Annotated in this window: 16 protein-coding genes; 9 read left to right on the top strand and 7 right to left on the bottom strand. The window is 48.4% G+C overall.

Annotated elements, in window-relative coordinates:
* Positions 1 to 241: 241 nt before the first annotated feature.
* On the bottom strand, positions 242 to 436 hold the full coding sequence (locus K0504_RS09020) for a hypothetical protein (RefSeq protein WP_220103861.1): 195 nt from the start codon (positions 434 to 436) through the stop codon (positions 242 to 244).
* A gap of 358 nt (positions 437 to 794) precedes the next feature.
* Here K0504_RS09020 and gmk point away from each other — a divergent pair, with 358 nt between their 5' ends.
* The 6 genes from gmk to recG all read left to right on the top strand — a co-directional run bounded on the left by gmk (position 795) and on the right by recG (position 7,228).
* The gene (gmk, locus tag K0504_RS09015) at positions 795 to 1,427 is read left to right on the top strand and encodes a guanylate kinase (RefSeq protein ID WP_220103860.1); all 633 of its coding nucleotides are present in this window, start codon (positions 795 to 797) and stop codon (positions 1,425 to 1,427) included.
* Positions 1,428 to 1,472: 45 nt separating this feature from the next.
* On the top strand, positions 1,473 to 1,748 hold the full coding sequence (rpoZ, locus tag K0504_RS09010; protein WP_220103859.1) for a DNA-directed RNA polymerase subunit omega: 276 nt from the start codon (positions 1,473 to 1,475) through the stop codon (positions 1,746 to 1,748).
* A gap of 31 nt (positions 1,749 to 1,779) precedes the next feature.
* Entirely contained in the window at positions 1,780 to 3,888 is a 2,109-nt protein-coding gene (spoT, locus tag K0504_RS09005; protein WP_220103858.1) for a bifunctional GTP diphosphokinase/guanosine-3',5'-bis pyrophosphate 3'-pyrophosphohydrolase, read from the top strand.
* Positions 3,889 to 3,907: 19 nt separating this feature from the next.
* Positions 3,908 to 4,288, top strand: a complete 381-nt coding sequence (locus K0504_RS09000; protein ID WP_220103857.1) for a RidA family protein — start codon at positions 3,908 to 3,910, stop codon at positions 4,286 to 4,288.
* A 77-nt stretch (positions 4,289 to 4,365) separates the two neighbouring features.
* On the top strand, positions 4,366 to 5,058 hold the full coding sequence (trmH, locus tag K0504_RS08995) for a tRNA (guanosine(18)-2'-O)-methyltransferase TrmH (protein WP_220103856.1): 693 nt from the start codon (positions 4,366 to 4,368) through the stop codon (positions 5,056 to 5,058).
* A gap of 85 nt (positions 5,059 to 5,143) precedes the next feature.
* Complete coding sequence (gene recG, locus K0504_RS08990; RefSeq protein WP_220103855.1) at positions 5,144 to 7,228, top strand: ATP-dependent DNA helicase RecG; 2,085 nt, start codon at positions 5,144 to 5,146, stop codon at positions 7,226 to 7,228.
* A gap of 679 nt (positions 7,229 to 7,907) precedes the next feature.
* Here the strand turns inward: recG and K0504_RS08985 are convergent.
* The gene (locus K0504_RS08985; protein WP_220103854.1) at positions 7,908 to 8,657 is read right to left on the bottom strand and encodes a hypothetical protein; all 750 of its coding nucleotides are present in this window, start codon (positions 8,655 to 8,657) and stop codon (positions 7,908 to 7,910) included.
* Between the two features lie 52 nt (positions 8,658 to 8,709).
* Complete coding sequence (locus K0504_RS08980; RefSeq protein ID WP_220103853.1) at positions 8,710 to 9,663, bottom strand: bifunctional GNAT family N-acetyltransferase/hotdog fold thioesterase; 954 nt, start codon at positions 9,661 to 9,663, stop codon at positions 8,710 to 8,712.
* A 62-nt stretch (positions 9,664 to 9,725) separates the two neighbouring features.
* Between K0504_RS08980 and K0504_RS08975 the strand changes: the two genes are divergently transcribed.
* Positions 9,726 to 10,400, top strand: a complete 675-nt coding sequence (locus K0504_RS08975) for a polyamine aminopropyltransferase (RefSeq protein WP_220103852.1) — start codon at positions 9,726 to 9,728, stop codon at positions 10,398 to 10,400.
* Here K0504_RS08975 and dtd read toward each other — a convergent pair.
* Both dtd and K0504_RS08965 read right to left on the bottom strand, forming a co-directional pair.
* Positions 10,397 to 10,831 (bottom strand): D-aminoacyl-tRNA deacylase, encoded by a 435-nt coding sequence (gene dtd / locus K0504_RS08970; RefSeq protein WP_220103851.1) that lies wholly within the window; start codon positions 10,829 to 10,831, stop codon positions 10,397 to 10,399. The two genes, K0504_RS08975 and dtd, sit on opposite strands and share 4 nt — an antisense overlap.
* The gene (locus tag K0504_RS08965) at positions 10,828 to 11,700 is read right to left on the bottom strand and encodes a virulence factor BrkB family protein (protein WP_220103850.1); all 873 of its coding nucleotides are present in this window, start codon (positions 11,698 to 11,700) and stop codon (positions 10,828 to 10,830) included. The genes dtd and K0504_RS08965 overlap by 4 nt, the downstream gene beginning before the upstream one ends.
* 123 nt (positions 11,701 to 11,823) lie before the next feature.
* On the opposite strand from K0504_RS08965, the gene K0504_RS08960 reads away from it, so the two are divergent.
* Entirely contained in the window at positions 11,824 to 12,057 is a 234-nt protein-coding gene (locus K0504_RS08960) for a TMEM43 family protein (protein WP_220103849.1), read from the top strand.
* Positions 12,057 to 12,695 (top strand): DUF2959 domain-containing protein, encoded by a 639-nt coding sequence (locus K0504_RS08955; protein WP_220103848.1) that lies wholly within the window; start codon positions 12,057 to 12,059, stop codon positions 12,693 to 12,695. The genes K0504_RS08960 and K0504_RS08955 overlap by 1 nt, the downstream gene beginning before the upstream one ends.
* Before the next feature lie 58 nt (positions 12,696 to 12,753).
* Here K0504_RS08955 and K0504_RS08950 read toward each other — a convergent pair whose 3' ends face one another.
* The gene (locus K0504_RS08950) at positions 12,754 to 13,782 is read right to left on the bottom strand and encodes a Glu/Leu/Phe/Val dehydrogenase dimerization domain-containing protein (protein ID WP_318837955.1); all 1,029 of its coding nucleotides are present in this window, start codon (positions 13,780 to 13,782) and stop codon (positions 12,754 to 12,756) included.
* 228 nt (positions 13,783 to 14,010) lie between these two features.
* Positions 14,011 to 14,607, bottom strand: coding sequence for a 3-keto-disaccharide hydrolase (locus K0504_RS08945; RefSeq protein ID WP_220103846.1), 597 nt, complete (start codon positions 14,605 to 14,607; stop codon positions 14,011 to 14,013).
* Between the last annotated feature and the right edge of the window lie 33 nt (positions 14,608 to 14,640).

The following is a 14,640-nucleotide window of genomic DNA, read 5'->3' as shown; positions in this document are numbered from 1 at the left end:
AAAGCTACTCAAACAAAGACTGGACTGATCGCTTCCGCTGCGACAAACAACAAGGGTGGAGCGAGTAGCGTGAAAATAATTAGCGCTTTAAATCTAGCACAGGATCCGCAGCGTGCTGGGGTTTGTGGGGGTTTTACGATGATTCCGTTAACATTAGAATTTCGAACTGGACTGTGGGGTTCTGATCGTTCGACATAAAAAACCCGCCTTATCAGCGGGTTTTGTTGCGATATGTTCTCACTTAGGCATGATTTGTTTGCGGCTTACTGTGAGCATCGTAGGGCATCGTCAGCTTATATTTTGTTTGCTGTTTGGTACCACAAGCTAAATAGGGGCGCTGATCAGGGATCAGCATTTCATAACTTTTACAGTCACCACTGATGCGAACGCATGCCATGCGCGGTGAATAAACACTTATTTGCCAGCTCGATTGCATGTGTGATCTCTCGATAGTCTAATGTGGGTAAGTTGATTGACCCAAACGATGTGGCTGCCACAGCGCTTTTGCGGCTATATTCGGCGTGATGCTCTTTTCTAAACAGCCACCGTTTGTAAATAAAAGGTCAACGTCCACTAATTAGATATACCGGATTGGAATTGGTTCAGAGCCGTATTAAATCTGAGTTTGATCGAAGTCAAACAATTGGTCAGTCCAATTATAAGTGGCCCTAGGTGAGTTTTTGCTCTAGTTCCACAGGCAAATAATGGTTGCAAATAGCAGTCTTGCTAGCCAAAAAACCTCAACAGTGTTAATTTAAGGCGCTTTCTGAAACAGCTGGAAAGTGAATCACACCATGACCGATCGCGGTTCTCTCATAATTGTCTCTGCTCCAAGCGGTGCTGGTAAATCCAGTCTGATTGCCGCCATGATTAAAGCACGTGGCCAACACAAGGTTCAGGTTTCTATTTCTCACACGACGCGCGCGCCGCGACCGGGTGAAGAAGATGGCAAACACTATCACTTTGTGTCGCAGCAAGAGTTCATGAAGATGATTGATGATCATGCTTTTTTTGAGTGGGCCGGCGTTTTTGGCAATTTTTACGGCACCAGCCGCCATGCTGTTGAAGCGCAATTGAATCAAGGCGTGGATGTGATGTTCGATATTGACTGGCAAGGCGCGCAGCAAATTCGAAAACACGATGCCGATGCCATTAGCGTATTTATTTTACCGCCTAGTCGGGCCGAGCTTGAACAACGATTACGCAAGCGTGGTACCGATTCGGAAGATATTATTGCCGGCCGTATGGCCAAAGCCGTGGCAGAAATGTCGCATGTTCATGAATATGATTATGTGATTGTTAACGATGATTTTGACCAAGCGGTGGAAGATCTGACGTCCATTGTAGTGAGCAGTCGCCTGCGTCATGCTGGACAATCAGAACGCCACAAAGCTATGCTCAACGAATTACTGGCGGAAGGCAGCTGATTTCGGTAGAATTCCGTCCCTTTTTTGAACAAGTAGGAGGCCGTCATGGCTCGCGTTACAGTAGAAGATGCCGTCGACAAAATCGGCAACCGTTTTGATTTAGTGTTGGTTGCAGCACGTCGCGCTCGTCAGTTGGCCATTCAAGGTAAAGATCCACTCGTTGACGAAAACAACGATAAGCCAACTGTATTGGCTTTACGTGAGATCGAAGAAGGCTACATCACAGCTGCATCGTTGGACGCAGAAGAAGCACGCGAACAACAAGAGCAAGAAGCTGCCGAAATGGCTTCTGTTGCTTCGATCACTCAGCCAAACTTCTAAAATTTGGCGGCAGTATTTAGCGGGGTGATGCTTGAAATTGTTTGAAGGACTAAAGCAGCAAATCGCTGAATATTTAGATCCCGCCAAGGTTGCGCTCGTCGAACAGGCTTACATCGCCAGTCGCGACGCGCATGAAGGCCAAACCCGCTCAAGCGGCGAACCATACGTTACTCATCCGGTAGCCGTTACCCGCATTCTTGCCGATATGCGCCTCGATCATGAGGCGCTTATGGCAGCGTTGCTGCACGATGTCATTGAAGATACTCACTTAACCAAAGCCGACTTGGCCGAACAGTTTAATGAAACTGTTGCCGAGTTAGTTGAGGGCGTCTCTAAGCTCGATAAAATTCAATTCGATTCGAAAGAAGAAGCGCAAGCCGAAAATTTCCAAAAAATGGTCATGGCCATGGTTGTGGATATTCGAGTGATCTTAATTAAGCTCGCCGATCGAACCCACAACATGCGCACCATTTTTGCGCTGCGTCCCGATAAACGCCGCCGCATCGCCCGCGAAACCCTCGAGATTTATGCGCCAATTGCCAATCGCTTAGGCATTCACAACATTCGTAACGAGCTAGAAGATCTCGGATTTGAAGCGCAGTACCCGATGCGCCATCGGGTCCTTGGTAATGTGGTGAAGCGCGAGCGCGGGAATCGCAAACAAATCACCGAAGCCATTGCTCAAGATATTGCCGGCCGTATTAACGAAGCTGGCATTCCAGCAAAAGTAAAAGGCCGTGAAAAACACTTGTTCAGCATCTATCAGAAAATGCGCAATAAAGAGTTGCCGTTTACTGAAGTGATGGACATTTACGCGTTTCGGGTCATTGTTGATGACGTTGACACCTGTTACCGCGCCCTTGGTTTAGTGCACAGCCTGTTCAAGCCCAAGCCCGGTCGCTTTAAAGACTATATTGCCATTCCCAAAGCGAACGGCTACCAGAGCCTCCACACGTCCCTCATGGGCCCGCACGGTGTGCCAGTGGAAGTACAAATACGTACTGAGCACATGGACCAAATGGCTGATCGCGGTGTTGCTGCTCATTGGCTCTATAAAGACGATAGCGAAACCGCAGGCACAACGGCTCAAGTTCGCGCACGTCGTTGGATGCAAAGCTTATTGGAGCTTCAGCAAAGTGCTGGCTCATCATTTGAATTTATTGAAAGTGTTAAATCTGATCTATTTCCAGATGAAATTTACTGCTTTACACCTGATGGCCGAATTTTAGAAATGCCAGAAGGCGCCACCGCTGTTGATTTTGCTTATGCGGTACATACCGATGTGGGTAATAGCTGTGTCGGTGCTCGCGTTGATCGCCAGCCGTATCCGATTAGCCAGCCATTATCGACCGGTCAAACCATTGAGATCATCACCGCCAAAGGCGCTCGTCCTAACGCCGCCTGGCTAAACTTTGTGGTGACCAGCCGCGCTCGCATCAAGATCCGTCAATACCTGAAGAACCTAAAGTCAGAAGAAGCCCTTAAGCTAGGTAAGCGCTTACTAACGCACGCATTGGGTGGTCAAAAGCTGCTGTCAGACTTCGATCCGGCGCAGGTCAATCAACTGCTTTCAGAGTACAAATTCGAGCATGGCGACGAACTGCTTATTGATATTGGTTTAGGCAAAATCATGAGTCCGGTGGTCGCTAAGCGCTTGGCCGGCGACATCAAATTGCAAAGCAGCAAACGTAAGCGTCTTCCAATTATTGGCGCCGAAGGTGTACTGACCACATTTGGTAAATGTTGTCGGCCGATTCCCGGCGATCCGATTATTGCTTACATGAGTAAAGATCGAGGCTTGGTCATCCATCATGATCAATGTTCCAACGTGCGCGGTTATCAACACGAACCGGACAAATACGTGTCGGTGCGTTGGGATGATAACCACACCGGCGACGAAGAATTTTTGACCGAGCTACGAGTCGAAATGATGAATCACCAAGGCGCATTAGCAACGCTGACCTCAATTGTGGCCAATTGCGGCTCTAATATTCAGGGCATCAGCAGTGATGAGAAAGATGGGCGCCTGTACAGCGTTAACCTAGTATTGACCACCACCAGTCGAGTTCAGCTGGCTAATGTGATGCGTCGCATTCGCGTCATGCCAGAAGTGGTCCGAATCGTTCGTAATCGTAACTAACCTCAGATCAGGAAGCATCATGAGCAAAACAGTGATTTCAACCGACGCTGCGCCAGCCGCTATCGGTACTTACTCACAAGCCGTTAATCACAATGGTACGCTTTATCTGTCGGGCCAGATTCCATTAGTTCCCGCAACCATGGAACTGGTCAGCGATGACTTTGAACAGCAAACCGTGCAAGTTTTTGAAAACCTGAAAGCCGTATTGGCGGCTGCCGGTGGCACCTTGAATGACATGGTCAAAGTTCAAATTTACTTAACCGATCTGAGCAATTTTGCGACCGTCAACGAAGTGATGGCGCGCTATTTTGATCAGCCATACCCTGCCCGCGCCGCCATTGGTATTAACCAGTTGCCACGTGGTGCTCAGGTTGAAATTGACGGTGTTGCCGTCGTTTAAATTCCCAGTTGTGTAATTCCAACACGCAGCGCTGAGTTGATGACTCTGCTGCGTGTTTTTTGTTTATGAGTTTGACTATGGCCACAGACGCCCGCTTTGAGCGCATTAACACCGTACTCGATCGCCGCCAAATGGACTTAACGGTTTTGATGGAGCACGTCAACAAGCCCCATAACCTATCTGCCATTGTGCGCACTGCAGACGCAGTTGGCGTTCATGATCTACACGCCATTTGGCACGACCAAGATTTAGAACGTTCCAATTTCTATAGCTCCGGCAGTAACAATTGGACGCGGGTTCATCGCCAACCCGATATCGACACGGCCGTTGACACGCTTAAGCAGCAAGGCATGCAAATTCTGGCAACCAACCTGAGCGATAGCGCCATCGATTTTCGTGAAGTGGATTACACCAAGCCCACCGCCATCATTCTCGGGACGGAGCGGTTCGGTATTTCAGAGCGGGCGCTAGAACTCGCCGATCAACATATCGTGGTGCCAATGATGGGGATGGTTCAGTCGTTGAATGTATCGGTAGCGAGTGCTTTGATTTTGTACGAAGCGCAACGCCAACGTGACATAGCAGGCCTGTATCAACACGCTCAAGGTGTTGAGGCGCAAGAAAAACAACGCTTATTGTTTGAAGGATGCCATGAAGCGTTAGCAAAACGTTGTCGCCAAAAAGGCCTGCCGTACCCACAAGTCGATGACAAAGGCGACGTTGTAGCCTCCGAACAATGGTGGAAAATCATGAGAAGCCCGTCTAAATAAGCCAAACTGCGCCACAACAGGCCTTGCTGCACTGGTTGTATATCCAGTACACTTGCAAACACATTGTGCTTAAAGAGATCTTGGCTTGCCTGTCCACACTCTCGCCAAATTGCCGGTTACCGATCTGAAAGGTGTCGGTAGCAGCCTTGCCAAAAAGCTAACCAAATTGCAGCTGCATTCAGTGCAAGATGTACTGTTTCACTTGCCGTTGCGGTATGAAGATCGAACCCGCGTGTATGCCATTGACGATCTGCTGGCCAATCAAACTGGCACCATTGTTGGAACCATTCTGGCGAGTGAGATTAAATTTGGCCGTCGTCGCATGCTCGTGGTGCGTGTCAGCGATTCATCGGGCAGCCTAACCTTACGGTTTTTCACCTTCAGTGCCGCGCAAAAAAATGCATTTGTGGCCGGTCACCAAATCCGTTGCTTTGGCGAAGTAAAACGTGGCCCGAACGGTTTTGAGATGGTGCACCCTGAATACAAAATCAGCGACGATACTGACGAGCTGCCACACGTTGAGGAAACCCTCACGCCGGTTTATCCAACAACCGAAGGCGTACGCCAAGCTAGTTTACGTAAACTGACTGATCAAGCGCTGCAAATGCTTAAGCGGCACCCTTTGCCAGAATTATTGCCAGCCGGCTTGTATCATAGTCAATTACCGCTCAATGAAGCACTAGCCCTACTCCACAGGCCTAGTGCCGACGTATCAGCTGAGCAGCTGCTAGAAGGTGAACATCCAGCGCAACAACGACTGATTATTGAAGAGCTTTTAGCTCATCATCTCAGCATGCAACAACTACGACATCGCATGCAGCAGATCCGTGCACCGCAATTTCCTCATGCCGCCGACTTACAACAACAGCTGCTCGCACAACTGCCCTTTTCGCCAACAGGCGCACAACAACGAGTGGTTGCCGAGATTCAAGCTGATTTAGCCAAACCCCACGCGATGATGCGGTTGGTGCAAGGGGATGTTGGTTCGGGCAAAACCTTGGTTGCAGTCTTAGCGGCGCTCAACGTCATCGGCCATGGCCAACAAGTCGCACTTATGGCGCCAACAGAGTTACTGGCCGAGCAACATGCAACGAACTTTCAAAGCTGGCTTGAACCACTTGGGATTTCCATTGTTTGGCTGGCAGGCAAAACCAAAGGAAAACAACGACAAGTCGCGCTTGATGCCATTGCCGATGGCAGTGGCCAAATGATTGTTGGCACCCATGCACTTTTTCAACAGCATGTGGAATTCAAGCAATTAGCCTTGGTGATCATCGATGAGCAACACAGGTTTGGTGTGCATCAACGATTAACGCTGCGGGAAAAAGGTGAAGCCGATGGCATAACACCGCACCAATTGATCATGACGGCAACCCCAATCCCTCGAACACTCGCCATGACCGCATACGCGGATCTCGACACGTCAGTGATTGACGAGCTACCGCCGGGGCGCACGCCGGTCACGACCGTCGCCTTGCCGGACTCTCGGCGCGAACAAGTATTAGAACGCGTTCGCTCGGCATGTTTAAACGATAAACGCCAAGTTTATTGGGTTTGCACACTAATTGAAGAATCTGAAGTACTTGAAGCGCAAGCGGCAGAAGACGCCCAGACGCTGTTAAAAGAAAGCCTACCCGAATTACGCATTGGCATCGTTCATGGCCGCTTAAAAGCCGCGGAAAAGCAGCACGTCATGGCTCAATTCAAAAATGGCGAGTTAGACTTGTTAGTAGCAACCACAGTCATTGAGGTCGGCGTTGATGTTCCCAATGCGAGCTTGATGATTATTGAAAACCCGGAGCGGTTGGGGTTAGCACAATTACATCAGCTACGTGGCCGAGTTGGTCGCGGCTCCATTGCCAGTCACTGTGTGTTGTTATACAAAGCACCGCTGTCAAAAACAGCAACCAAGCGACTGGCGGTATTGCGAGACTCGAATGATGGCTTTGTGATTGCTCAACGCGATTTGGAAATTCGCGGGCCTGGCGAAATTCTAGGAACCAAGCAAACGGGTTTGGCCGATCTCAAAATAGCAGACCTCATTCGCGATCAGCATTTATTGCCATTGATTCAACAGCTGGCGCAGCAGATTCAAGCTCAATATCCTCAACATCTCCAGCCTCTTGTGGATCGCTGGATGGCTGGGCGCAGTCAATTTGGTAGTGCCTGATGGCCTCGTGTAAATCGTAGCCATAAAAAAAGCCTCGATTTTATCGAGGCTTTTAAGTTGGTGAGGCCGAACGCTGATGATGATTATGCATCATTGCGGAAGGCTTGGCTGCGACGACGGCTACGACTTGTACGACCTACGCTGTAGCTACCTTTTACGCCAAAAATATTCATATTGTTGCTCCTTGTTTGTTTTTAGTTACGAGTTAACTATACACCAAATTCTAAAAATGAACAGTTTTATTTGATGTTCATCACACTTTTTTTGTTTCCCTTCTAAATTATTAATTTATTGATATTGATCACCTGTAAGCCAACCCGCCAAAATTCACATAAAATACTGTTTTAATTACACTAAATATGATTAATCGATAGATAATTAGAGCTAAGCGTGATCTGAATAGGGGTTTGGGGGCAATAAAAAGCCCCGAACAAATCGAGGCTTTTAAAATCTGATGATGTGTTGCTTTGCTGACTTACGCATCGTTGCGAATGTATTGACTACGACGACGACTGCGAGTGGAGCGACCAACACTATAACTACCTTTTACGCCAAAAATATTCATCTCATTCCTCTCTCTATTCGTTAACTTTCGAGTGTAATTATATTACACAAACTCAAAATATCAAGCTTCATGAGACATTGATCACATTTATTTAGGCGCAAATCCGTAATTAAATTACATATTAGCCTGTTTGTCGCTAATTAAACGCTCGGCGAAAGTCGGTGGAGGAAAGATTAACTGGTAGTTCTGATAGCTTTGTTGAGTGTCTTGGGCAAACACATTAAGTCCATCAACTTGTCCCTCAAAACGCATTTCTACTCGCTGTGGCAACACGAATCCCTGTTCACGAACAAAGGTAAGGGTTAAGTTGAAATCAGAAAAGATCACCCCTGAGGTACTGTTTAGCGGTGCCGTCGATTTGATTTCTACCTTAGTTATGTGCTGGTGCTTCACATCAAACCAAAGTAACCCGACTAAATCAGCCAACGACGTTTGATCGATACTGTTTAAACGAGGCGAAAATGAATAACGTGCAGAGACTTCGGTTTTTGATAGTAACGCCAAGCTGTCCGGCTGAACCATTCGCGTGAGCCGATTTTCAACTAAAGGTTTGTTTTTGGATTCTGGTTGGGCAGGCGCGAAGTCTTGTAAAAACTGCCATTGCTCATCAATTGATGACGGTTTGCCGTTGACCGAACGTAAACTCCAGCCATTAAAGTGTTGCTGCCTAGGCTCATGATGGGCTATGCGGGTTTGGTCGTCAGCGCGGAGTATTCGGTCAAAGGCCCAGCGTTCTAACTGCACCTCATCAATCATTAACATGCTGTGTTCAACGGCCGAGTTTATGCCTGGTGCCGCAATGGCAACGCGGCAATGGATAACGCTCAATAAAATAACAGTCAGCCAAAAAATCCGTTTGAACACAACAACTCCTGATCGCGACATTAGCAGCCATGAGTGTAGTTAGCCCATGGCGTTATTCAAATGGCAAATTGCCTTGCGGCGTGTCGAAGGAATCCGCGTGGGGATCGTCTTTTTCAGGATAGAGAATGAATTTGCCAGTGAATTCGGCGGCCTCTTGTTCACCAGAAAATAAGGTGACAGCGACTTTTAGCACGACTTTTTTATCGCGGATCAGTGGCCAAATGCTACCCGCAATGTCTTTGCGACTTGATACTGCCGATGCATCACCGGCAACCGAGTTGAGGTATCGAATATCGCCGTGAACCAACATGATTCGCGCCGCAATATTGCGTTCCTTTAGCATCAGATATAACAGGCCCCACCCGGTGAGGCAGCCCAATGCATACATGCTGCCGGCAAACATACCACCATACAAGTTCGCATTTGGCGAAGACGGCGCGCACACCCGCAGCACATCGCCGGTGTAGTCATCCACAGTCACGCCCATCTGGCTACTCAGTGGAATTTGATCGCGCCACATGCCAGCTAAAGCGTCACACCATTCGCCATATTTTCGATTGGTAGATTTCGGCGTAATGTCTTTTTGCATCTGCTGATGCTTAATCTTGCCAAAGTGAGTTGGCCCTTCACCCACGGGGTGATAACCATTCTTTTGATAGAAAGGAACCGCAGCCAAACGCGCATTCATCATCACGCGCTTGATGGATTTAGCGCGGGCTAACTCTTCGAGCGTCGCAACCATGCTCGAGCCAATGCCTTTACCTCGGTGCGTATCACACACGGCCATATAACGGATTTGGGCTTCATCGGCGCTGATTTGATACAATCGCCCAACCGCAACAGGGTTACCTTTGCGGTCCAAGATCATGCGGTGTTCGCTGAATTGGTCGTACTCATCCTTTTCAGAGCCTTTTGGCAAATTAAAGGGTGCGCGCAACTGCTCCCAGCGAAACTGAAAGTAACGTTCAAAATCTGCGTCAGTGACGGGCTCTATGACCTTGTACATGCAATTAAACTCTTTACTCTCAACTCGGGCTCAAACGACCACGACGACTACAGGAAATATTGGTGTCTTCAACTAATTGGCAAGAAGCAACCCGCTACGGCAGCATCGTACGATTACTACGGCAGGGTGACCACTGTATTAAGGTTAAAGAAAACGATCAATATCGTTGGCTTGAAATTAACGGCATCATGCAAAGCTTGATGAAACTGAATACGCCTGCAGCCCCGGTACTGCCTCCGCATCAAGCGGTTCAACAGCTTTTTCCCCCAGAGCAAAACAAAGGCTTCGCCCTTGAGTTAGGTTTGGGCGGCGGTGCAATGCAGCGCTACTTTGCCCATTATCGACCCAATTGGCAACTTATATCTGTTGAAATAGATGCGGTGATCGTGGAGCTATTTCAAGAACACTTCGCACCGGAGAACAATCCCAATCAGGTTATTCACAACCGAGCAGAACGCGCCATTACTGAATATGATGATGATGCGTTTAACGGCTTAGTTGTTGATATCTGTACCGATGAAGGGCTTCCGGAGTTTATGTCTGATGTCTATTTCTGGGCTGAAATCGAGCGAATATTGGCGCCGAATCCGACCATTGCGGTTAACTTAATTCCAAAAGATGAGCAGGAATGGCAACGCGTTACCGACGCCATGCGCTCGGTATTAACGGCTCCTTTGGGTTGGATTCAAGTACCAAATCACCTGAATATGTTGGTGGTTACAGAATATTCTAGCTAGATCTGCAACCAGAACGTCACCGGCCCATCGTTTAGTAGTGACACCTTCATATCCGCAGCAAAACGACCATTTTCAGTCATGACTTTATCGGCGCAAGCCGCGCTGAACACTTGGTACAGATGGTCGGCAAACTCGCCGGATGCAGCACTCGAAAAGCTCGGCCGATTGCCTTTTTGCGTATCGGCCGGCAGAGTGAATTGCGAAACCACCAGCACTTCGCCCCCTGTTTGCTGGACATTCAGATTCATTTTTCCATGTTCGTCTTCAAACATTCGGTAGTTGCATACGCGCTCTGCTAAGCGCTTTGCCTTGGCCTCATCGTCATCCTTTTCAACACCAAGAAACACCAAAAGTCCTGGGCCAATTTTGCCAATTACTTCGTCATCCACCACAACTTGTGCGTGTTGAACTCGCTGGATTAAAGCAATCATTCCGCTACGTCCTGCGCTTCATCTCGCTCGCCTAATGTAGCGGTAAATTCGGCCCCCAACAGTACGATATACCAAGACACATAGACCCAAACAAAAATTACGGGCACCGCAGCCAACGCTCCGTAAATTGCCTGATAACTGGCAAATTGGGCAATATAAATAGCAAAACCTCGCTTGCCGACTTCAAACAGGAATGCGGTCAACAGCGCGCCATAGAGGCCATGCTTCCATTTCACATCTTTATTGGGCACCAGCAAGTAAAGCAACATGAACACCAGTGTTGATAACAAGAATGGGAAGAATTTGAGCATTTGAGTTTTCAGCCAACTGACATCCCCCACCACATTGAGGCTTACCAAATAGGATGTTGCTGCCAAGCTGGCGCTGACCAAAATAGGTCCCATGGTGAGCACCATCCAGTAAATGGACAGCGATAAGATTAAGCGGCGCTTATTATGAACTTTCCAAATGCGATTAAGCGCTTTATCAATGGCGGACATCAGCATGAACGCAACAAGAACTAACGCCAAAATGCCAATGGACGTGGCCTTTGATGCGTTGTTCACAAAGTCGTTCATGTATTGCGCCACGACTTCACTGGCGGTTGGTACAAAGTTTTCGTAAACGAACGCTTCAATGTCGCCGCGCAATTCCTCAAACACCGGAAACGCCGAAAACATTGCGAATGACACGGCAATCATTGGAACCAGAGACAATAAGGTGACGTAAGCCAAGTGGCCTGCGGTCATAGAGACTTGGTCATCGCCACATCGACGCACAAAATGAGAAAATACGTCGTAGCCATGACGCCACTTTTCGAGGCTGTATTGGCGTAAGCGTTGCCAGTCCATTTGTTTTTCAGAATCCATTGCAAACCTCAACTTGTGTGTACCGCCTATTGATTAAAAAATAGTAACAATTCAGCAGCTTTTGCATCAGAGTAGATTCGGTTAAGCTAACTGAAGTCAACATGAGTTAAAAGGATAAACGAAATGGCAGGTCAAGGTTCAGGTGGTAATGTGATTGCTGCGTTGTGCAGCTTTTTTATTCCAGGTTTAGGGCAATTGGTGCAAGGCCGCATCATGGCGGCGATTCTATTTTTTCTCGCCATGGCCATTTCTTGGGTACTGGTAGTTATTGCCGTAGGTTGGCTATTAGTCCCAATCGTCTATATTTGGTGCATCATTGATGCGGCCAAATACAAGGGCCCTGCTGGAGGTAGCTAATGCTGCGAATCCTAATTGTCTCAACCGCTCTGCTACTTACCGCCTGTGAGAGCACCTACTACTCCGCCATGGAGCAAGTGGGCGTGCACAAGCGCGATATCATGGTAGACCGCGTAGAAGAAGCTCGCGATGCTCAGTCCGACGCTCAAGAAGAGTTTCAATCGGCACTGGAGCAATTTCAGGCACTCACTAACTTTGATGGCGGCGATCTGCAGCGCATGTATGAAGCCGTTAGCGATTCCTACGAGGATAGTGCCGAATCTGCGGCTCAAGTCAGTGCTCGAATTGATGCGGTAGAAAGTGTTGCCGATGCGTTGTTTGATGAGTGGGAAGATGAGTTGTCACAAATCAGTAGCGACCGGTTACGCCGCGATAGCTCCACCAAGCTGAAAGCAACTGAGCGCAACTACAACAGTCTGATCCGCTCCATGCGTCGAGCTGAAGCGAAAATGGATCCCGTCCTGACGGCGTTAAAAGACAACATGCTGTATTTGAAGCATAACCTGAACGCAGCAGCCATCGGCTCGCTTGATCAGGAATATCGCGCGATTAAGAGTGACATCGACGCCCTCATAAGTGAAATGAATGCCTCGATCGATAGCTCAAATCAGTTTATCGATAGCCTCAAAGGCAACTAATAAAAAGGCCCGTATCAACGGGCCTTTTTTTATCATTTCTAAAAAACTCTCTCGGGCGTTACGCGGCCGTTAGTTTTTGTTCAGCCAGTTGCGCCGCCACAATCCCCGTAGGCAAATCGTTTTGTGCCGCTTGAGCAAACACCTGACTTAGGGTGTCGTAAATGCCCTCAACTTGCTTTTTGCTCGCATCAGCGTCATATGCATGCTCGTAGGACACATTAATAATGCCACCGGCGTTAATCACATAATCTGGCGCGTACAAAATGCCTTTGTTCTTCAGGATTTCATCGTGGGCATCGGTGGCCAACTGGTTATTTGCGGCGCCAGCAATGATGCCTGCTTTTAACCGTCCAATGGTGTCGTCGTTCACGGTTGCACCGAGTGCGCACGGCGCATACACATCCACTGCCTCATCATAAATGTTATGACTCTCAATGACCTTCGCGCCAAATTCTTGAACGGCTAGTTTCAATGCCTCTTGGTTGATATCAGCAACCACGAGCTGAGCTCCGGCTTGATGCAGGTGACGGCACAAGTGATAGCCGACATGACCAATCCCCTGCACGGCAACACGCTTACCGTTCAACGATTCATTACCGGTTTGATGTTTCAAAGCGGCCTGAATACCGAGGAACGTGCCATAGGCAGTGAATGGTGACGGATCGCCGGACTTACCTTCCAAGCCTGCAATATAGTCTGTGTGTTGAGCTGCAATGGCCATATCTGCCGGCGAGATACCGACATCTTCAGCCGAGACGTACTGACCACCTAATCGCTGCACATGACGGCCAAAAGCGCGCATCAGCTCTGGTGTCTTTTGAGTTTTGCTATCCCCAATAATCACCGCTTTACCGCCGCCCATTGGCAGGCCTGCCATCGCATTTTTGTACGTCATACCTTTGGACAGTCTAAGCACGTCAAAAATGGCTTCTTGCTCAGATGCATAATTCCACATGCGGCAGCCGCCAGTGGCTGGGCCAAGGCGTGTATCGTGAATAGCGATAATGGCTTTTAAACCGGAGGCACGATCATGACAAAACACCACTTGCTCGTGGTTATCAAATGCAGTCTGCTCGAACAGAGACACAACAACAATCCTTATGAGAGAAGTCAGAAAGGCTGACTCTAGCATTGGATTATGTGATCTACACCACATCGCAAAGGGAGATGGACAACCTTATCTGGCAACTTTGTTTTACATAAATGTAATGCGGCCACGTGACAACCATGGCCATGCCTCAATCGAAAACGAGGGCGACAAGCAATAAAAAAGGAGCTCGAAAGCTCCTTCGGGTCATAAATTTGAGGGTGTGGATTATAACTCTTCCACCGTTACCTTACGCCACTTAATCGCGCCGATTGCGCCAGCCCCGTAACCAATTTGCAGCGCAATGGGGCCGCTGTCATGACGATCACTGGTGGTGTTGACCGTTTCCACACCGTTGAGTGTTACGATGAGCTGATCGCCTTTTGCAACGATTTCATAGGTATTCCACTGACCGCCGGCTTTGGGCATCGGATCCACCTTGGCCACGCCAACAATGCCGCCCGTACCATACGTTGGGTCTGAGCGCTGATCGAAGATATTAACTTCATAGGCGCTATACGCATTGATATAAGACGGATCATCAGCACGAATGAAGATGCCACTATTGGTGGTGTGATCGGCCCAGAATTCTGCGACAAGGCGAAAATCGCCATACGACTTTTTGCTCACCAACAAACCGCTTCCAGCATCTGCAACAATGGCATCTGCTTGCGCACTCCAATTACCGCTACCCGTTTGATTCCAATTTTCTAATCCTTTGCCGCCATCAATTAGCGTTTCAGTAGTGCCGGCCTCCGCTGCATGACTAACAGCGGCAAACAATACGGAAATAGCGACCACACAAGATTTCAATAGATTCAACATGTTCATCATAATCCTTTGGAGTTAGCGCCTTTC

Source organism: Neiella holothuriorum (assembly GCF_019457915.1).
Taxonomy (GTDB): Bacteria; Pseudomonadota; Gammaproteobacteria; order Enterobacterales; family Neiellaceae; genus Neiella; species Neiella holothuriorum.
The sequence above is the reverse complement of the archived record's forward strand: the minus strand, read 5'-3'. Positions and strand labels throughout refer to the sequence as shown.

Bases quoted from the DNA above. Each gene is read 5' to 3' on its own strand.
- K0504_RS09020 (WP_220103861.1), bottom strand. From the start codon at position 436: ATGCAATCGAGCTGGCAAATAAGTGTTTATTCACCGCGCATGGCATGC.
- gmk (WP_220103860.1), top strand. From the start codon at position 795: ATGACCGATCGCGGTTCTCTCATAATTGTCTCTGCTCCAAGCGGTGCT.
- rpoZ (WP_220103859.1), top strand. From the start codon at position 1,473: ATGGCTCGCGTTACAGTAGAAGATGCCGTCGACAAAATCGGCAACCGT.
- K0504_RS09000 (WP_220103857.1), top strand. From the start codon at position 3,908: ATGAGCAAAACAGTGATTTCAACCGACGCTGCGCCAGCCGCTATCGGT.
- trmH (WP_220103856.1), top strand. From the start codon at position 4,366: ATGGCCACAGACGCCCGCTTTGAGCGCATTAACACCGTACTCGATCGC.
- K0504_RS08980 (WP_220103853.1), bottom strand. From the start codon at position 9,663: ATGTACAAGGTCATAGAGCCCGTCACTGACGCAGATTTTGAACGTTAC.
- dtd (WP_220103851.1), bottom strand. From the start codon at position 10,831: ATGATTGCTTTAATCCAGCGAGTTCAACACGCACAAGTTGTGGTGGAT.
- K0504_RS08965 (WP_220103850.1), bottom strand. From the start codon at position 11,700: ATGGATTCTGAAAAACAAATGGACTGGCAACGCTTACGCCAATACAGC.
- K0504_RS08960 (WP_220103849.1), top strand. From the start codon at position 11,824: ATGGCAGGTCAAGGTTCAGGTGGTAATGTGATTGCTGCGTTGTGCAGC.
- K0504_RS08955 (WP_220103848.1), top strand. From the start codon at position 12,057: ATGCTGCGAATCCTAATTGTCTCAACCGCTCTGCTACTTACCGCCTGT.
- K0504_RS08945 (WP_220103846.1), bottom strand. From the start codon at position 14,607: ATGTTGAATCTATTGAAATCTTGTGTGGTCGCTATTTCCGTATTGTTT.